Origin of the sequence: Saccharopolyspora cebuensis, assembly GCF_039542665.1 — a bacterium.
Taxonomy (GTDB): domain Bacteria; phylum Actinomycetota; class Actinomycetes; order Mycobacteriales; family Pseudonocardiaceae; genus Saccharopolyspora; species Saccharopolyspora cebuensis.
This window is the reverse complement of record NZ_BAABII010000005.1, coordinates 213,913-231,302: the sequence shown is the minus strand read 5'-3', so window position 1 is coordinate 231,302 and position 17,390 is coordinate 213,913. Positions and strand designations below refer to the sequence as shown.

Annotated in this window: 19 protein-coding genes; 11 read left to right on the top strand and 8 right to left on the bottom strand. The window is 73.5% G+C overall.

Annotated elements, in window-relative coordinates; genetic code table 11:
• Window positions 1-177: 177 nt before the first annotated feature.
• Both ABD976_RS10825 and ABD976_RS10820 read left to right on the top strand, forming a co-directional pair.
• The gene (locus ABD976_RS10825; RefSeq protein WP_369774535.1) at window positions 178-1,170 is read left to right on the top strand and encodes a TerC/Alx family metal homeostasis membrane protein; all 993 of its coding nucleotides are present in this window, start codon (window positions 178-180) and stop codon (window positions 1,168-1,170) included.
• A gap of 267 nt (window positions 1,171-1,437) precedes the next feature.
• On the top strand, window positions 1,438-2,334 hold the full coding sequence (locus tag ABD976_RS10820; RefSeq protein ID WP_345361236.1) for an SAM-dependent methyltransferase: 897 nt from the start codon (window positions 1,438-1,440) through the stop codon (window positions 2,332-2,334).
• Between the two features lie 46 nt (window positions 2,335-2,380).
• Here the strand turns inward: ABD976_RS10820 and ABD976_RS10815 are convergent, their stop codons facing one another.
• Window positions 2,381-2,755 carry a nuclear transport factor 2 family protein gene (locus ABD976_RS10815; protein WP_345361233.1) on the bottom strand — a complete coding sequence of 125 codons (375 nt, stop codon included), beginning with the start codon at window positions 2,753-2,755 and terminating at the stop codon, window positions 2,381-2,383.
• A gap of 52 nt (window positions 2,756-2,807) precedes the next feature.
• Window positions 2,808-3,164: an ArsR/SmtB family transcription factor gene (locus ABD976_RS10810; RefSeq protein ID WP_345361230.1), complete on the bottom strand. Its 357-nt coding sequence runs from the start codon at window positions 3,162-3,164 to the stop codon at window positions 2,808-2,810.
• 51 nt (window positions 3,165-3,215) lie between these two features.
• Here ABD976_RS10810 and ABD976_RS10805 point away from each other — a divergent pair, with 51 nt between their 5' ends.
• The 3 genes from ABD976_RS10805 to ABD976_RS10795 all read left to right on the top strand — a co-directional run bounded on the left by ABD976_RS10805 (window position 3,216) and on the right by ABD976_RS10795 (window position 5,150).
• The gene (locus ABD976_RS10805; protein WP_345361227.1) at window positions 3,216-4,553 is read left to right on the top strand and encodes an MFS transporter; all 1,338 of its coding nucleotides are present in this window, start codon (window positions 3,216-3,218) and stop codon (window positions 4,551-4,553) included.
• Window positions 4,554-4,679: 126 nt separating this feature from the next.
• The gene (locus ABD976_RS10800) at window positions 4,680-4,886 is read left to right on the top strand and encodes a heavy-metal-associated domain-containing protein (RefSeq protein ID WP_345361224.1); all 207 of its coding nucleotides are present in this window, start codon (window positions 4,680-4,682) and stop codon (window positions 4,884-4,886) included.
• Window positions 4,887-4,901: 15 nt separating this feature from the next.
• On the top strand, window positions 4,902-5,150 hold the full coding sequence (locus tag ABD976_RS10795; RefSeq protein ID WP_345361221.1) for a CDGSH iron-sulfur domain-containing protein: 249 nt from the start codon (window positions 4,902-4,904) through the stop codon (window positions 5,148-5,150).
• 378 nt (window positions 5,151-5,528) lie between these two features.
• On the opposite strand, the gene ABD976_RS10790 is transcribed toward ABD976_RS10795, so the two are convergent.
• From ABD976_RS10790 to ABD976_RS10770, 5 genes are all read right to left on the bottom strand, one after another.
• Window positions 5,529-6,911 (bottom strand): alkaline phosphatase PhoX, encoded by a 1,383-nt coding sequence (locus ABD976_RS10790; RefSeq protein WP_345361218.1) that lies wholly within the window; start codon window positions 6,909-6,911, stop codon window positions 5,529-5,531.
• A gap of 254 nt (window positions 6,912-7,165) precedes the next feature.
• Window positions 7,166-7,828, bottom strand: a complete 663-nt coding sequence (locus ABD976_RS10785; protein ID WP_345361215.1) for a DsbA family protein — start codon at window positions 7,826-7,828, stop codon at window positions 7,166-7,168.
• A gap of 78 nt (window positions 7,829-7,906) precedes the next feature.
• On the bottom strand, window positions 7,907-8,236 hold the full coding sequence (locus ABD976_RS10780) for a hypothetical protein (RefSeq protein WP_345361212.1): 330 nt from the start codon (window positions 8,234-8,236) through the stop codon (window positions 7,907-7,909).
• A gap of 103 nt (window positions 8,237-8,339) precedes the next feature.
• On the bottom strand, window positions 8,340-9,302 hold the full coding sequence (locus ABD976_RS10775) for a M56 family metallopeptidase (RefSeq protein ID WP_345361718.1): 963 nt from the start codon (window positions 9,300-9,302) through the stop codon (window positions 8,340-8,342).
• Window positions 9,302-9,664, bottom strand: coding sequence for a BlaI/MecI/CopY family transcriptional regulator (locus tag ABD976_RS10770; protein WP_345361209.1), 363 nt, complete (start codon window positions 9,662-9,664; stop codon window positions 9,302-9,304). The genes ABD976_RS10775 and ABD976_RS10770 overlap by 1 nt, the downstream gene beginning before the upstream one ends.
• 147 nt (window positions 9,665-9,811) lie before the next feature.
• Between ABD976_RS10770 and ABD976_RS10765 the strand changes: the two genes are divergently transcribed.
• On the top strand, window positions 9,812-10,561 hold the full coding sequence (locus tag ABD976_RS10765) for a cytochrome c biogenesis CcdA family protein (protein ID WP_345361207.1): 750 nt from the start codon (window positions 9,812-9,814) through the stop codon (window positions 10,559-10,561).
• A gap of 141 nt (window positions 10,562-10,702) precedes the next feature.
• Window positions 10,703-11,794: a tartrate dehydrogenase gene (locus ABD976_RS10760; protein ID WP_345361204.1), complete on the top strand. Its 1,092-nt coding sequence runs from the start codon at window positions 10,703-10,705 to the stop codon at window positions 11,792-11,794.
• Window positions 11,795-11,809: 15 nt separating this feature from the next.
• Here ABD976_RS10760 and ABD976_RS10755 read toward each other — a convergent pair whose 3' ends face one another.
• Entirely contained in the window at window positions 11,810-12,598 is a 789-nt protein-coding gene (locus ABD976_RS10755; protein WP_345361198.1) for an IclR family transcriptional regulator, read from the bottom strand.
• Window positions 12,599-12,718: 120 nt separating this feature from the next.
• Between ABD976_RS10755 and ABD976_RS10750 the strand changes: the two genes are divergently transcribed.
• Genes ABD976_RS10750 through ABD976_RS10735 form a run of 4 tightly spaced genes read left to right on the top strand, consistent with a single transcriptional unit; the run spans window position 12,719 to window position 17,366 of the window.
• Window positions 12,719-13,252 carry a thioesterase family protein gene (locus ABD976_RS10750; RefSeq protein ID WP_345361195.1) on the top strand — a complete coding sequence of 178 codons (534 nt, stop codon included), beginning with the start codon at window positions 12,719-12,721 and terminating at the stop codon, window positions 13,250-13,252.
• A gap of 60 nt (window positions 13,253-13,312) precedes the next feature.
• Window positions 13,313-14,473 carry an acyl-CoA dehydrogenase family protein gene (locus ABD976_RS10745; protein WP_345361193.1) on the top strand — a complete coding sequence of 387 codons (1,161 nt, stop codon included), beginning with the start codon at window positions 13,313-13,315 and terminating at the stop codon, window positions 14,471-14,473.
• On the top strand, window positions 14,470-16,584 hold the full coding sequence (locus ABD976_RS10740) for an acetate--CoA ligase family protein (RefSeq protein WP_345361191.1): 2,115 nt from the start codon (window positions 14,470-14,472) through the stop codon (window positions 16,582-16,584). Before ABD976_RS10745 ends, ABD976_RS10740 begins: the two co-directional genes overlap by 4 nt.
• A complete protein-coding gene (locus tag ABD976_RS10735; RefSeq protein WP_345361188.1) occupies window positions 16,581-17,366 on the top strand; it encodes an enoyl-CoA hydratase-related protein in 786 nt (261 codons plus the stop codon). The genes ABD976_RS10740 and ABD976_RS10735 overlap by 4 nt, the downstream gene beginning before the upstream one ends.
• Window positions 17,367-17,390: the final 24 nt, after the last annotated feature.

Below are 17,390 nucleotides of genomic sequence, written 5' to 3'. Positions count from 1 at the left end.
CCCCGGGTTGCCGATGGTCCGGAGATTCCTCCACACTCGATCGTGAGGGGAGTACTTCCTCGGGCCGGCCCCGGTCAGTACGGGCACGCACAGGTGCCCCCGGGTGGCCACCCCGCGCGGGTGAAGGAGACCTCGGCCGATATGAGGTTCGAGGAGACGCCTGTGTCCGATTCCACGATGGTTCTCGCCGCCCCGGAGCAGTCGATCGGTTCGCCCTGGCTGTGGGGGATCAGCATCGCCGTGCTGCTGGCGCTGCTGGTCACGGACTTCCTGGTGACCCGCAAGCCCCACGAGGTCTCGATCCGCGAGGCCGTGGGCTGGTCGGTGTTCTACCTGGCCCTGCCGTTCGTCTTCGCCCTGGGTCTGTGGGCGTTCTTCGGCGGCGGTCAGGCGCTGGAGTTCACCACCGGGTTCGTGGTCGAGAAGTCGTTGTCCGTGGACAACTTGTTCGTGTTCATGCTCATCCTGTCCGGCTTCGCCGTGCCGTTCGCGTTGCAGCAGCGCGTTCTGCTGTACGGCATCGTCGGAGCCCTGGTGCTGCGCGGTGTTTTCATCGCCGCGGGTGCGGCTCTGCTGCAAGCCGGCACGTGGGCGTTCCTGGTGTTCGGCGTGATCCTGTTCATCACGGCGGCCAAGATCATGCACGAGGCGGTCCGCGGGTCCGCGTTCGACAAGGACGTCTCGGAGATGCGGTCGGTGCGGTTCCTGCGCCGGCTGATGCCGGTCACCGAGGACTACCGCGGTACCCAGATGACGGTGCGCGAGGGCGGGCGACGCGCCCTGACCCCGCTGGCCGTGGTGGTCGTGGCGATCTTCGCCACCGACGTGGTCTTCGCCGTCGACTCGGTGCCCGCCATCTACGGGATCACCGAGGACCCGTACCTGGTGTTCGCCACCAACGCCTTCGCCCTGCTGGGGCTGCGGGCGCTGTACTTCGTGCTGCACCAGGCGCTGTCCAAGTTGGTCCACCTCAACCACGGGCTCGCGCTGATCCTCGCCTTCATCGGCGTGAAGCTGGTGCTGCACTGGGCCCACGGGGTCTGGCCCGCCGTGCCGCAGGTCCCCACGCTGCTGTCCTTGGCGGTCATCGTGGTGATCCTGACGACCGTCACGCTGACCAGCCTCCACGCCCGCCGCAGCGCGAAGGAACCCGCCACCTCCGGGAGGTGAACCATGCTCACCGACGTGCTCGTCGACGTAGGCACGATCGCGCTGGTCGTGGCCGCGCTGATCATCACCTGCGCTGCCCTGTCGGACGCACGCCCACCCCACGGGCGCCAGCACTAGCCGACGGGACGGCCGGGCCCGGGGACGCCCGTTTCGGGCGCCCCCGGGCCGCTGTCGGCGTGACGCAGCGCACAGCGCGGTGCGCGCCCGGGGTTCCGGCGGGTTGTCCGCCGCGCATCGTGCGGTAGCCTACCGGGCAGTATCGTGATCATGGCTTTCGTGAAGGGCGCGCGCATGCACACCCCGGAATCACCGAGTTCAGGCCGCTTCGACACGTGGAGCGCCGCGGTGGACCCGACGGTGGCCAGCGTCGCCCGGATCTACGACTACGCGATCGGCGGCAAGGACAACTTCAAGGTCGACCGGGACGTCGCCCACGCGCTCGTCGCCGAGGTGCCGGAGGCGTTGCTGTTCGCCCGGGAGAACCGCTCGTTCCTCCGCAGGGCGGTGCGCTTCCTGGCCGCCGAGTGCGGGATCCGGCAGTTCATCGACCACGGCAGCGGCCTGCCCACGGCGGACAACGTGCACCAGATCGCCCAGCGCTCCGAGCCGGGGTCCCGCGTCGTCTACATCGACAACGACCCGGTCGTGCTCGCCTACGGGCGGGTGCTGCTCGCCGAGGACGGCAACACCGCGGTGCTGCACGCCGACATGGGCGCGACGGAGTCGATCCTCGCCGAGGAGCGGACCCGGCAGCTCATCGACTTCACCGAACCGGTCGCGGCGCTGTACGTGTCGGTCCTGCACTGCATCCCGGACGACGCCGATCCCGCTGCGGTGGTGGCCCGGATGCTCGAGGCCGTGCCCTCCGGCAGCTACCTGGTGCTGTCCCACATCGTCAGCGACGACGAGCGGGCCGCCGCGCACTTCACCGAGTTCATGACCAGCAGCACGACCTGGGGCCGGGTGCGCAGCCCGGAGGAGGTCGCCGGGTTCTTCACCGGCCTGGAGCTGGTGGAACCGGGACTGGTCGACGTCGTGAACTGGCGTCCCGACCCCGACGATCCGGTGTGGTCGGTGACCGACTCGCCCTTCGGCGAGTTCCCGCCCGACCCCGCGGGGCCGAAGAAGCTCTGGGAGCTGGGCGGCATCGCCCGCAAGCCCTGAGCGGACGGTCGCGGGGCAGGCCCGGAGGTGGGCCTGCCCCTGTCGATCAGCGGATGTCCGACGGTCCCCAGTAGGCCCACATGCGGGTGATCCGGTGCGCGTCGTTGATCTCGAAGACGTCCACCGAGTTGACGCTGCTGGTCGTGCCGTCGATCGTCGCGCTCACCACGATCGGCAGCGCGACGAAGGTGTCCTCGTGGCTGCCCCGGGGTTCGCCGGGCTCCACGCGCGACCGGTAGTTGTCGACGATGTTGCGGTAGTAGTCGCGCAGCGCCGCGTGACCGGTGACCGGGCCGGTGCCGACCGGGTCCTCGATCACCGCGTCCGGTTCGAAGAGCTCCAGGACGGCCTCGACATCTCCCGCGGTGACCCGTTCGCAATAGGCGACGGCGACTTCCTTGCGTTCCTGCTCGGTGGGCATGGCGCCAGTGTGTCGGATCCGGACCGCGGCAAGATCGCCGGGTGCGGGGTGTTCAGTCGTGGTCCGGGGCCTGGGTGAGGTGGTGCTCGGCGGCGTCGACGGCTTCGGTGAGCAGTCGGCGGACGTGGCCGCCGCGGGCGCTGTAGAGGGCCCGGCGACCGTCGCGGCGGGTGGTCACCAGTCCGCTGAGCCGGAGCTTGGCCAGGTGCTGGGAGACCGCGGGTCGCGCGATGCCGACGTGCGCGGCCAGGGTGGTGACGTCCTGCTCGCCGCCGCACAGCAGCCACAGCATGCGCAACCGCGTGGGATCGGCGAGCAGGCGGAAGGCGTCGGCGGCGGCGGTGACCTGCTCGGCCGGAGGCAGCTGCTGCCAGCGTTGCGCACTTGCACCGTTGTCGTGTGCGTACATGGGAACCTATTGTGGCGCCCCGACCGCTTCACCCGCCCGAGGGGGCCGTTGATGCTCGGCGTGCTGCGCCACCGCACCTACCGGCGGCTGTTCGCCGCCCAGGTCATCGCCCTGCTCGGGACCGGGCTGAGCACGGTCGCCCTGGCGCTGCTGGCCTACCGGATGGCCGGACCGCAGGCCGGGATCGTCCTCGGCACGGCGCTGGCGATCAAGATGACCGCCAACGTCCTCGTCGCCCCGGTGGCCACCGCCGTGCTCGGCCGCTTCCCCCGGCGGACGGTCCTGGTCTGCCTGGACGTCGTGCGCGCCGCGGCGGCGTTCCTGCTTCCCTGGGTGGACCGGATCTGGCAGGTCTACCTCCTGGTGTTCCTGCTGCAAGCCGCGTCCGCGGCCTTCACGCCGGTCTTCCAGGCCACCATCCCCGACCTGCTCGACGACGAGGACGACTACACCCGCGCGTTGTCGTTGTCGCGCCTGGCCTACGACCTGGAGCGGCTGCTGTCCCCGGCGCTGGCCGCCGGGGTGCTGGCCCTGGTCGGCCTCGGCAGCCTGTTCCTCGGCACCGCCCTCGGATTCCTCGCGTCCGCCCTGCTCGTGCTCCCGGCCGTGCTGCCGAGGCCCGACCGGGAGGCGGGAACGCTGCTGCACCGCGCCACGGCGGGGGTGCGCCGCTACTGCGGCGTCCCCCGCCTGCGGGGTCTGCTCGCCCTGCACCTGGCGACCGCTTCGGCGGGGGCCGTCGTGCTGGTCAACACCGTCACCACCGTCCGCGGGGAACTGGGCGGGGCGGAGGCGGACGTCGCCTGGGCGCTGGCCTGCTACGGCCTCGGCTCGGCACTGATCGCGGTGACCGCGCCCCGGGTGCTGCGCCACGTGCCCGAACGCCCGCTCATGCTCGGAGGCGGCGCGCTCAGCGCGGTGGTCCTGCTGCTCACCACCGCGATCCCCGCCGGCGCGGGTCCGTGGCGCTGGCCCGCGCTGCTGGCCGCCTGGACGTTGCTCGGCGTGGCGGGATCGCTGGTGCTGACCCCGGCGGGGAGGCTGCTGCGCCGCAGCGGCGATGCCGCCCGGCGCCCCGCCCTCTTCGCCGCCGACTACGCGCTCAGCCACGCGTGCTGGCTGCTCACCTACCCGCTCGCCGGGTGGCTGGCCGAGGCCACCACCGCCTCGACCGCGTTCGTCGCGCTGGCCGCGCTGAGCGCCGCGGGCACCGTCCTCGCCGCGCACCTCTGGCCTGCCCGCGAACCCGACGAGCTGGAACACGACCACCACGGCCTCGATCCGCGCAGCGAGCACCTCCGCGGCGCCCGCCCGGGAAGGACCGCGGGGACGTGGCGCCACGCGCACCGCTACCGGCTCGACGAGCTGCACCCGGCCTGGCCCCGCTGACGGACCGGCGTCCGCTGTGGACCCGCGCGGCCCGCCGGGAGCGTCCTGACGGGGAGATTTGTGCTGCCGCGGATTTCCTCCTACGCTCATACCCTACGGGGGTAGCGTATGAAGGAAGGAAGTTCCATGGGTGAGAGCACCTACATCGTGAAGGGCATGACGTGCTCCGGGTGCATGAACAAGGTGACCGGTGCGGTCACCGGCGTCGCCGGGGTCACCGAGGTCGATGTGGACATCAGCGACGGTCGGCTCACGGTGGTCGGCGACTCCTCGGTCGATCCGGAGGCCATCCGCCGCGCGGTCGGCGAAGCCGGCTACGAGCTGGCGAGCTGACGGGGGACTGGGCGAGTGCCGAGCCAAGACCCGTCCCCGGACGAGCCGCCGGTGGTGATCAAGGCCGTGGACAACGGGCCGTACCAGGTGAAAGTCCCGGTCCGGGTGATCGACCACGAGAACAACGCGTACGACCTCGGTCCCGGCCGGACCCGCCTGCTGTGCCGATGCGGGTTGTCCGCGACCAAGCCGCTCTGCGACGGGTCCCACGCGCGGGGAGGTTTCGCCGCGGCCGAACGGGCCGACGGCGCCGGGGCGGACTGATCGGGCGGTGGTCGGTGGTGGTGCGCGGATCGCGCCACCACCGGCCCGTCACCGCCGGTGGCAGTGCGGCAAAGCCGAGGCCGCGAGCCGGAGGACCAGTTCGCCGGTTCCGCCCCTCCGCCGGACCTCCGCGCTGATGGCGGGGACGAGCCGGTGGCAGCACACGTGCACCGCGGCGGTCCATCCGGCGCGCACCGCTCTCCCGCCGTGCGCCTGTTGCAGGTGCAGCACCCGTCGCATCGGAATCCCTCCCGGCTGCCGAACGTCCGGTCGCGGCAAGGTTGCATTACCCCGGTAGGGTATACGAGTCCGTTGCGTCTCGTCGCGTGCGCGGGCCGGATGGCCGAGCCGCCGCGCGGCGGCTCGGCCGGGCCGGTGTCAGAGGGAGCCGGTCCGCCAGGGGCCGGTGATGGCGAAGGTGATGCCGGGCGTCTGGAGGTTGACGAACAGCCAGTTGCCGTTCTTCGGCTCGAACGTCACGCCGCACCACTCGGAGCCGCGGTAGTCGCCGGGCGGGACCGACTTGCCCGGCGCGCCCCCGACCGGCACGACCACGTCGTTGCGGGCGAACGGGAACACCACGCCATCGGTGGTCAGGCCGTGCACGTATTCGCCCTCGCTGCCGTCCTCGCACAGCACGATCCCGCCGCGCGGGCTGACCGCGAGGTTGTCCGGGTTGTTCAGGACCGCGGCGTCGGGGGAGGCGAACAGCACGCGCATGGTCTCGGTCTCCGGGTCGTACTCGAAGACCTGGCCCTGCCCGGTCGGCCCGCCGTCGGTGGAGACGAGGTAGGCGCGGTCGTTGCCCCACCACGCGCCCTCCAGCCTGCTGAACACGGCCGCCCCCTTGGCGGCGCCCTGCTCGGCGGGACGCGTCTCGCCCGGCGCGTAGTCCGGGTTGTCGATCGTCACCCAGGCGGTCCGGTACTCGGTGCCGGTGCCGTCGGTGTAGGTGTTGTACGAGGAGCCGTCCGGGGTCCGCACGACCAGCATCTGCAGCTCGCCGCCGGCGCGGAGATCGCCGGGCGTTGCGGGCAGGTACCGGTAGAACCCGGCCGGGGTGTCGTCCTCGGTCAGGTAGACGATGCCGGAGCGGGGGTCGATGCACAGCGCCTCGTGGGAGAACCGGCCCATCGCCTTCAGCGGACGCGGATCGCCCTTCCGGTCGTGCGGCACCTCGAACACGTAGCCGTGCCGGGTCCCGTCGGCGCCGACGTCGGTGGTCTCCTCGCAGGTGAGCCAGCTCCCCCACGGGGTCGGCCCGCCGGCGCAGTTGCGGATCGTGCCGCTCAGGCTCGCCCAGGACTCCAGGAACTCGCCCTTGTCCGGGTCGAACACCAGGTTCGTGGTGCCGCCGATGGCGTTCGCGTCGTAGGAGGGGTCGGTGAACGCCCCGGAGTAGCCGTCCTGCTCGTGGTTGCGGACCAAGGCGATCGTGCCGTCGGGGCGGTGGAAGGCCGCCATCCCGTCGTGCATCCCCGGTGTGTCGACGCCGTCGGACATCCGGTCGCCGGTCCAGCCGTAGCTGGTGTACTCGAAGCCGCGCGGCAGCGCCAGCAGCGGCAATCCGGTGGCCCGGTCCTTGACCGGGCGCAGCGGCCCGTAGTCCGGGCTCTCGTCGGCCTTGACCAGCGGCGCGGCCCCCGCGGTCCGGGCGCCCAGCGCGTTGAGCGGGCCCAGCGCCGTCAACGCGGCGATACCGGCTCCGCCGCCGGTGAGGAAACCTCGCCGACCCAGCCCTGCGGAACGTTCCTCGGACATGGCGTCCTCCTCCTCGTGGTGGGACAAGCGAGGGAACGCTAGCCGCGGGAGCTGTCCGGCGATCCGGACGATCACGACACCGGGATGAACGCCGGATGTCCGGACGGCGAGCATGCCGCGTTCGCAGCAGCGGACTCCGGACCGCGGATCACGCGCCCCAGGCTCGGTACGACACGCGCGAGCGACCCGTCCCGGGACACCTCACCGGGAGGTGCTCACCCGGGTGGGCGGCACTCGCGGCGCGGCAGCGGGGGTCAGCGCCGGAGGGCGTCCTCGACCGCGGCGACGAGGTCGCCGTAGGACTCCGGCCGCAGCTGTTCGCCGTTGAGGAAGAACGTCGGCGTGCCCGTCACGCCTGCGGCGAGCCCGTCGTCGCGGTCCCGCTGCACCCGTTCCGCGGTGGCGGGGCTGTGCAGGTCGGTGCGGAACCGCGCCGTGTCCAGGCCGATCCGCTCCGCGTACCCGACGAACGTGGCCTCCTGGGACTCCTGCGCGCCCGCCCACGCGTCCTGGTTCTCGAACAGCATCCGGTACATCGCCTCGAACTCGCCTTGGGCCGCGGCGGCTTCGGCGGCTTGGGCGGCGAGGTCGGCGTTGCGGTGGCTGGGAATCGGGAAGTACCGCACGACGTAGTCGAGGCGCCCGGCGTAGTCGCGGCGGAGCTGCTCGACGGCCGGGTAGGCGGCGCCGCAGGAACCGCACTCGAAGTCGAGGAACTCGACCAGGGTGACCTCGCTCCGCGGTGCGGTGGACAACCGGTGGCTGTCCGGGCGGACCAGCAGCTCTTCGGGAACCGCGCCCGAGCGCGCCGACCGGCTCGTCGGTGCGCCCGGCGGTCCGCTGACCACGAGCACGGTGAAGATCACGACCGCCGCCGTCCCGATCACGACGAGGGTCCACAGGAGGTTCTTGCTCATCACGGCCTTCCCGGGGGCGCGCAAGCGGCTCCCGCATCGCCGCCTGTCTACTAGCGAGGCTAGTAGATGGCGCGGCGGCTACCGCGAGCGCCCCGAGCGCAGCGCGAAGACGGCGGCGACCCCGAGGGCCGAGGTCGCCAGCGCGCCGGCGGTGACGATCTGCTCGAACAGGCCCGCTCCCGCCTCGTTGCGGTGCCGCTCGGACTCCGGCGGTGCGGTGTCGGCCGGCGGTGCGCCGGGACGGCTTCCGGCCGGATTCCGCTCGGCGACCGCGACGATCCGGGACTCGGCCGTGGGGTCGGCGGGCAGGGCGGCGACCTCCGGTGCGAGGACGCCGATCAGGACGGCCGAGCACGCGCAGCCCAGGGCGGCCGCGCGCCGGCTCCGGGTGCGGTGGTGAGCGGACACCGGAAACCTCCTGCGGGCGGTGCGGCCGGGGCCGCGGACGCCCCGTTCTACTAGAAAGCTTAGTAGACCGGCGAGGCGTTCGGTGCGGTGCTCCCGTTCCGCTTCAGCCGACCAGCGCGGGGCAGACCGCCAGCAGGAAACCCGCGAGCGCTCCGGTGCCCGCGACGGCGGGCAGGGCGGTGGTGACCAGGCCCGCCGCGCTCGCGGTGAGGCCGCGGCGCACCCGGCCGGCGGGGAACCGGGCGGTGTCGAGGTGGTGCAGCCGGGTGTCCACCGCGTCCTCGGCCATGGCCAGCGCGTGCCGCGGCGCTCGCCGGTCGGCGTGCCCGGACAGCGCCAGCAGCGCATCGCGCACGGCGGCGGTGCCGTGCGCCCGGGCGGCGACCCGGTCGGCGGCGAGTTCGACCAGGGTGCGCACCAGTTCCGGCGAGCGGCGCAGCAGCGGGATCCAGGGCGCGGCCCGCGCCACCGCGTCGGCGAGCCCGATCAGCGCGTGGTGCGCACCGCGCAGGTGCGCGCGCTCGTGTTCGAGGACGGCCGCGACCTCGTTCCGCCGCAAGGTGCGCTCCAGTCCGTCGGTGACCACGACGAAGCCGGGGGAGCCCGCGACGCTGTAGGCCATCGGCGCGGCGTGGGGGAGCCGGAGGGTGGCCACTCCGGCGTCGTCGGGCGCAGCGGTGATCCGCAGCAGGGCGAGGTGCCTGCGGTGGGTCCGCGCCCGCCGCCGCGAGAACCGCAGCAGTTCCGACCCCACCCGGGTCAGCGGCACCGCGAGCCCGGCGAGCAGCACCAGCGTGGTCACCACGTGCAGCTTCGGCGTGGCGCCGTGGCGGACCACGGCCCAGCAGTGGTGCAGCGCCTCGACGAGCAGGGGGGTCGGTCCGTGCCCGGGCAGCACGATCACCACGAGCGCCGCCGCCGCGGTGAGCGCGGTCGTGGACACCGCGGCCAGCCAGCAGGCCAGCGCGGTCTGCGGCTCGACGCGATGGCGGATCATGCCGGCCAGCACCGCGGGGGCGCCGCAGGCGACGAGCGCCACGCCCAGCAGCAGCGCCCCGGCGAGCATCACGGCCTGCTCCGGCGCCGCCGCAGACCGCGACGCAGCGCCGCGGTCTCGTCGTCGGAGGCGGACTGGGCGAAGTGCAGCAGGACGCCTTCGGGATCCCCGCTGGAGTCGAGCAGTGCGCGCAGCGCCCGGGCGGCGGCCGCGTCGCGGGTCTCGGTCGGGACGTAGTGGTAGGCGCGCCGCTGGAGTTCGCGGTGGACCCAGCCCTTGCGGTGGAGGTTGTCGAACACCGTCTGCACCGTGGTGTAGGCCAGCGCCCGCGTCCGGTTCAGCTCGGCGAGCACCTCGCGCACGGTCCGCGGCCGATCCGAGTTCCAGAGCGCGTCCATGACCGCGCTCTCCAGCTCTCCCAAGCCCTGCATGCCCACCTCCGGCCTTCCCACCCCGAGGGTAGTGCGGGCCCGCGGTGGACCCGGTGCCACCGCCCCATCAACTAAGTTGCATAGTAGACGCGGGGTCGGTCCGCGGCGGTGGAGCGGCCCGCGCATCCGTCGAACGGGAGGCAGTCGATGACCGAATTCGTCATGTCCGGTCCGCTGGTGCTGGCCGCGCTCCTGTCGCTGGCCGCCGGAGTGGTCTCGTTCGCCTCGCCGTGCTCGCTGCCCCTGGTGCCCGGATACCTGGCCTACCTGGCGGGCCTGGCGGGTGCCGAGGCGCCCGACGGGAGCGCGCGCCGCCGCGGTCGCGGACGGCTGCTGCTGGCCACGGCGTTGTTCATCGCCGGGTTCACCGCGGTGTTCACCGCCGCCGCGGTGGTCGTGCTCGGCGCCTCCGACGCGCTGCTGCGCAACGAGCTGCTGCTCCAGCGGATCGGCGGTGTCGTCACCATCCTCATGGGACTGGCCTTCCTCGGGCTGTTCCCGGCGTTGCAGCGCCAGTACCGGATCCACACCCTGCCCCGGGCGGGCCTGCTCGGAGCCCCGGCGCTCGGCGCGGTCTTCGGCCTCGGCTGGACGCCCTGCCTCGGGCCCACGCTGACCGGGGTGATCGCCCTGGCCGCGGGCACCGAGACCACCGGACGCGGCGTGCTGCTCGTGATCGCCTACGCGGCCGGGCTGGGGCTGCCCTTCCTCGGCCTCGCCGCGGGGCTCGGTTGGGCGGTGTCGATGACCGACTGGCTGCGGCGGCACGTGCGCGCCGTGCAGGTCGGCGGCGGTGTCCTGCTGCTGGTCATCGGCGTGCTGCTGGTCACCGGCCTGTGGGGCGCGATGCTGTCGTGGCTGCGGGCCCCGATGGCCGCGGTGAACCTGCCGATCTGACCCGCACCCGCGGTGACCGCGTGGGCAGCGGGGATAGCCGGACCCTATGAACGGCATCGGCAACGCGTGTTGGACCGGCGCGATCCGCCGGGATTGACTCGGACCAGCACGGAAGTTCCGACCGCACCGAGGAGCCCAGCGATGTCCGCACCGCACGCGCCGCGCACGTTCCGGATCGCCGCCATCCCCGCCGACGGCGTGGGTCCCGAGGTGGTCGCCGCCGGGCGGACCGTGCTGGACGCGCTGGCCGCGAGGTCCGGCGGCGCCTTCGCCTTCGACTGGACCGAGTTCCCGTGGGGCTGCGGCTACTACGAGAAGACCGGTCTGATGATGCCCGAGGACGGCCTGGACGAGCTGGCCGACTACGACGCCCTGTACTTCGGCGCCGTCGGCTGGCCCTCGGTGCCGGATCACGTGAGCCTGTGGGGGTTGCGGCTGCGGATCTGCCAGAACTTCGACCAGTGGGCCAACGTCCGACCGGTCCGCTTCCACCCGGGGGTCGTCTCGCCGCTGCGCGCCGCCGACAGCACCGAGCTGGACTGGGTCGTGGTGCGGGAGAACAGCGAAGGGGAGTACGCCGGGCTCGGCGGGCGCAACCTCGCCGGGCGCGGACCCGGCAACGAGGTGGCGTTGCAGACGGCGTTGTTCACCGAGCGGGGCTGCGAACGGATCCTGCGCTTCGCCTTCGACCTGGCCCGGACCCGGTCGGAGCAGAAGGTCTCCTCGGTGACCAAGAGCAACGCCCAGCAGTACGGCATGGTGCTGTGGGACGAGCTCTTCGCCCGGGTCGCGCCGGACTACCCGGACGTGGCGACCGAGAGCGTGCTGGTCGACGCGATGTCGGCGAAGTTCGTGCTGCACCCCGAGGACCTGTCGGTGGTGGTGGCCTCGAACCTCAACGCCGACATCCTGTCCGACCTCGGCTCGGCGCTGGCGGGCAGCCTCGGGCTCGCGGCCAGCGCGAACCTCAACCCGGAACGGCGCTTCCCCTCGATGTTCGAGCCGGTGCACGGTTCGGCGCCCGACATCGCGGGACGGGGCGTGGCCAACCCGATCGGTGCGCTGGGCAGCGCCGCCCTGATGCTCGACCACTTCGACCTGCCCGCCGAGGCGGCGCGGCTGCGCGCCGCCCTCGACGCCACCACCGCGGCGGGCGTGCTCACCCCCGACGTCGGCGGCAGCGCGGGCACCGACGACGTCGTCGGTGCCGTCCTGGACCACCTCGCCGGCTGACCGCCGGCGCCGGGATCACCCCGCCGCCGCGGCGATCTCCTCCGCGCCGCGGCGGACCAGCGCGCCCAGTTCCGGGAACCGGGACTCCGCCACCCGCTCGCGCGGGCCCCAGATGCTGACGATGGCGAACGGGCGTCGCCTGGGGTCCAGCACCGGGGCCGCGATGCCGTAGACCTCGTCCTCCAGCTCCCCGATGCTGACGCTGTAGCCCCGCTGCCGGATGTCGGCCAGCTCCGCCAGCAGGGTGGCGCGGTCGGTGCGGGTCGTCTCGGTGAACTCCGCCAGCGGGGAGGCGAGCATCGACTCGACCTCGTCGTCGGGCAGCCAGGCGAGGAACGCCTTGCCCGCCGAGGTGGCGTGGATGGGGATCTGCCGCCCGAGCCACCGCGCGCTGAGCACCACCGGCGGCACCACTTCGTCCACGTAGGTCAGACCGAGCCGCTGCACCACCGCGAGGTTCGCGGTCTCACCGGACTCCCGGCTCATCCGCTCCAGGACGTCGTGCGCGCGGCGGACCAGGCCGTCCACCCCGGCGGTGGCGGCCATCCGGCTGACCGCGAAGCCGATGGAGTAGCGGTTGGTGACCGGGTCGCGCTCGACCAGCGCGTGATGTTCGAGGGTGGCCAGCAACCGCCAGGCGGTCGCGCGGTTGATCCCGCACTCGACGGCCAGCTCGGCGGCGGAGCGGCCCTCCGGGGCGCTGCCGGACACCGCGTTGAGCAGGGCGACGGCGCGATCCACGGACTGCACGCGTCCGCCGCGCGCCTGCTCCTCGGCCGCGTGCGCTGCTGCTCCGGCGCTCATGGCCCCACCCTAGTCCAGCCCTCCCGCCGCGGTGCGGCGCGGCCGGGTGGCCTTGACGGTGCGCACCGCACTCCTCTAGCGTCGCACATTACGAACAGCCAACGCGTAATGTGAGATGCCATGGAACGAGTCGTCACGCCCTACGAAGGCAGCGGGCACCGCCCGTGGGATGACGCGGCGGAGATCCCGGCGCCGCTGCGGCTGCACCGCACGACGGTCAGCCCGCGGTGGGTCGACTACAACGGGCACATGAGCGAGTCCTGCTACTTGCTCGTGTTCGGCGACAACTCCGACGCCTTCTTCCGCTACCTCGGGATCGACGAGCAGTACCGGGAGGGCGGGCGCTCCCTGTACACGGTGGAAACCCGCCTCCACCACCGGCGGGAGGCCGCCGAGGGCGAACCGCTCGCGCTGAGCCTGCGGGTGCTCGACCGCGATGCCAAGCGGGTGCACGTCTTCCACGAGATGCGCCACGGCGACACCGACGTGCTGCTGGCCGCCGCCGAGCAGCTGCTGGTGCACGTCGACACCTCGGCGGGGCGGTCCTGCGAGCTGCCCGCCCACCTCCAGCACCGGCTGGACGCCCTGCACCGCGCCCACGCGGTCCTGCCGGTCCCGGACCTGGTCGGCCGCCCGCTGGGCATCCGGCGCTGATCCGCGAGCGGCCGCGCCGCCGCGCGCAAGACGACCCCCGAGCGACCTCCAGGAGCAGCAGTGGACTTCGAGCTCACCGACGAACAGCGGATGATCGTCGACACGGTGCGCCGGTTCGTCACCACCGAACTGGCGCCGCACGAGGACGAGGTGGAACGCCTCGACGAGGTGCCGCCCGAACTCGCCGAGGAGATCCGCCGCAAGGCGATCGCCGCCGGTCTCTACGCGGCCAACATGCCCGAGGAGCTCGGTGGTGGCGGCCTGGACGCGACCAGCATGACCCTCGTCGAACGCGAACTGGGGCGGGCGGGCTACGCGCTGCAGATGCTGGTCGCCCGGCCCAGCAACATCCTGCAGGCCTGCGAAGGACAGCAGCGCGAACGCTACCTGCTGCCCGCCGTCCGCGGCGAACGGCACGACTGCCTGGCCATGACCGAACCGGGCGCGGGTTCCGACGTGCGCTCCATGACCACCCGCGCGGTCCGCGACGGCGACGACTACGTCATCAGCGGGACCAAGCACTTCATCAGCCACGCCGACGTCGCCGACTTCGTGATCCTGTTCGCCGCCACCGGCACCGAGCGGACCCCGCGCGGTCCGCGCAACCTCATCTCGGCGTTCCTGGTGGACCTGGACACCCCGGGCCTGGAGGTCCGCCGCGGTTCGCCCTGCGTGTCGCACCGCGGCTACCACCAGTGCGAACTGGTCTTCACCGACTGCCGGATCCCGGTCGGGCAGCGGCTCGGCGCGGAAGGCGCGGGGTTCGAGCTGATGGGCGAATGGCTCGGCGCGAGCCGGCTCAGCGTCGCCGCCACCAGCGTCGGCCGCGCGCGGCGGGTGCTGGAGATGACCGCGGAGTGGGCCGCCGAGCGCGAGCAGTTCGGCCGGACCATCGGCCGGTTCCAGGGCGTGAGCTTCCCGCTGGCGGACATGGCCACCGAGCTGGAGGCCGCGGAGCTGCTGACGTTGCGCGCCGCGGCCAAGCTCGACCGCGGGCTCATGACCGACCGGGACGCGGCGATGGCGAAGCTCTACGCCTCCGAGGCGCTGGGCCGGATCACCGACCAGGCGGTGCAGGTCTTCGGCGGGATGGGCCTGATGGCCGAGCTGCCCGTCGAGCGGTTCTGGCGCGATGCGCGGGTCGAGCGGATCTGGGACGGCACCAGCGAGATCCAGCGCCACATCATCTCCCGGTCCCTGCTGCGCCCGCTGGGTTCGTGACCGCCGTGGACACCCCCGGAGGAGGTGCGATGGGCCTCGACGGCGCTCCCGATCCCCCGCCGCGCGCGCGGAACCTGCGCCGGTTGCTGTCCCCGCGGCACCTCGCGGTGATCGGCGGCGACGCCGCGGCCGAGGTCGTCCGGCAGTGCCGCCGGCTCGGCTTCACCGGAGCGATCCGGCCGGTGCACCCGAGCCGGTCCGAGATCGAGGGCCTGCCGTGCCACCGCAGCGTCGCCGAGCTGCCCGAGGTCCCGGACGCGGCCTTCGTCGCGGTGCCCCGCGAGGCCACCGTCGAGGTCGTGCGGCAGTTGGCGGAGCTCGGCGCCGGGGGAGCGGTGTGCCACGCCTCCGGTTTCGCCGAGCACGGCCCGGGCGGCGCCGAGCTGCAGCGGTGCCTGGTGGCCGCCGCCGGGGACATGGCGCTGATCGGCCCCAACTGCATCGGCAGCCTGGACTACCTCGACGGCGCGGCGCTGTGGCCCGACCAGCACGGCGGCACCCGCGTCGACCGGGGCGTCGGGGTGATCACGCAGAGCGGCAACATCGGCCAGAACATCACCATGCAGCGCCGTTCGCTGCCGGTGGCCCGGCTGATCACGCTCGGCAACGCGGCCCTGACCGGTGTCGCCGAGCTGGTGGAGGCCATGCTCGCCGATCCGCGGATCACCGCGATCGGCCTGCACCTGGAGGGCATCGACGACGTCGCGGCGCTGTCGAGGGCGGCGCTGCGGGCGCTGCGCCGGGGAGTGCCCGTCGTGGTGCTCAAGTCCGGCACCTCGGAGCTCGGCGCGCAGGCCAACCTCAGCCACACCAGCTCGCTGGCCGGGTCGGACGTGCTGTGCGACGCCCTGTTCCGGCGGACGGGCATGGCCCGGGTGCACCGCGTCGAGACGTTCGTCGAGGCGCTGAAGTTCCTGCACGTGCACGGCGCCCTGGACGGCGGCGCGATCACCTCGGCGAGCTGCTCGGGCGGGGAGGCGGCGCTGGTCGCCGACCTGGCCGAGCGCAGCGGTCTGGAGCTCCCGGAGTTCCCGGCCGGGACCGCGGCGGAGCTGCGGGACCTGCTCGGGGAGCGGGTCGCGGTGGCGAACCCGCTCGACTACCACACCTACATCTGGGGCGACCTCCCGGCGCAGACGGCGTGCTTCACCGCCCTGTTCGGCGCGGGTTTCGACTGCCACCTGCTGCTCGTCGACTTCCCCCGCGACGACCGCTGCGCCGCCGGGCCGTGGTCCACGGCGGTGGACGCCTTCGTCGCGGCGCAGCGCTCGGCGGGCGGCGCCGGTTGCGCGGTGAGCGCGCTGCCGGAAGGGCTCCCGGAACCGGTCCGCCTGCGGTTGCTGGCCGAGGGGATCGCACCCATGCAGGGCTTGTCCGACTGCCTCGCGGCGATCCGCGCCGCGGTCCGGATCGGGGCCGCGCAGCGCGAGGTCGGCTCGGTGCGCCCGCTGGAGGTCCCGGCGATGCCGACCGGCGCGGCCCGGCAGCTCGACGAAGCGGCGGGCAAGCGCGCCCTCGCCGGGTTCGGGCTCGCGGTTCCCGACGGGCGCGTGGTCGACGCCGGCGGCGCCGCGGCGGCGGCCGCCGCCCTGGGCCCTCCCGTCGTGGTCAAAGCGGTGTCGGCCGAACTGGCGCACAAGAGCGACGCGGGCGGGGTGCGGCTCGGCCTCACCGGGGCGCAGCAGGTGACCGACGCGGTGGCGGGCATGGCCGCCCTCGGCGATCGGTTCCTCGTCGAGCGGATGGTCGACGACGCCGTCGCCGAGCTCATCGTGGGCGTGCGGCGGGATCCGCGGTTCGGCTTGGCGCTCACCGTGGGGGCGGGCGGGGTGCTCGTCGAGCTCGTGCGGGACTCGGCCACGCTGCTGCTGCCCGCGACCCGCGCGGAGGTCCTCGACGCGCTGCGCGGGCTGCGGATCTGGCCGCTGCTGGCGGGGTTCCGCGGCCCGGCGGCGGACGTGGACGCCGTGGTCGAGGCGATCGCGGCGATCGGCCGGTACGCCGCGGCCCACGCGGGACTGCTGGAACTGGACGTGAACCCGCTGCTGGCGCGGACGCACGGCGCGGTGGCCGTGGACGTGCTGGTGCGGGAAGTGGAGGAGGACCGATGACCGACCAGGTGCGGCTCGACGTCGACGGCGGGGTGCTCACGATCACCCTGGACCGGCCGAAGGCCAACGCCATCGACGTGGCGACCAGCCACGCCCTGCACGCGGCGTTCGACCGGTTGCGCACCGACGATTCGCTGCGCGTCGCGGTGCTGACCGGTGCGGGCGACCGGTTCTTCTCCGCGGGCTGGGACCTCAAGGCGGCGGCGGAGGGCGAAGCGATCGACGCCGATCACGGCCCGGGCGGCTTCGCCGGGCTCACCGAGTTCTTCGACCTGGACAAACCGGTGATCGCCGCCGTCAACGGCCTGGCGCTGGGCGGCGGTTTCGAACTGGCGCTGGCCGCGGACCTGGTCGTCGCCGCCGAGCACGCCGAGTTCGCGCTCACCGAGGTCACCCTCGGCATGGTCCCCGACTCGGGCGGCGTGCTGCGGCTGCCGCGACGCCTCCCGCAAGCGGTGGCGACCGAGCTGCTCCTGACCGGTCGGCGGATGGACGCCGCCGAGGCGCACCGCTGGGGCCTGGTGAACCGCGTCGTCCCGGCGGCCGGGCTCGGCGACGTCGCGGCGGAGCTGGCGCACCGGATCGTGGCGGCGGCGCCGCTGGCCGTCGCCGCGGTCAAGGAGATCACCCGGGATACCGCGGCCCTCGACGTCGAGGACGGCTACCGCCTGCTGCGCAGCGGGCGGCTCCCGCGCTACCAGGAGATGCTGGCCTCCGCCGACGCCGAGGAAGGCCCGCGCGCCTTCGCCGAGAAGCGCACCCCCCACTGGTCCGGCCGCTAGCCGGGACCCGTCCGGCGGGCGCCG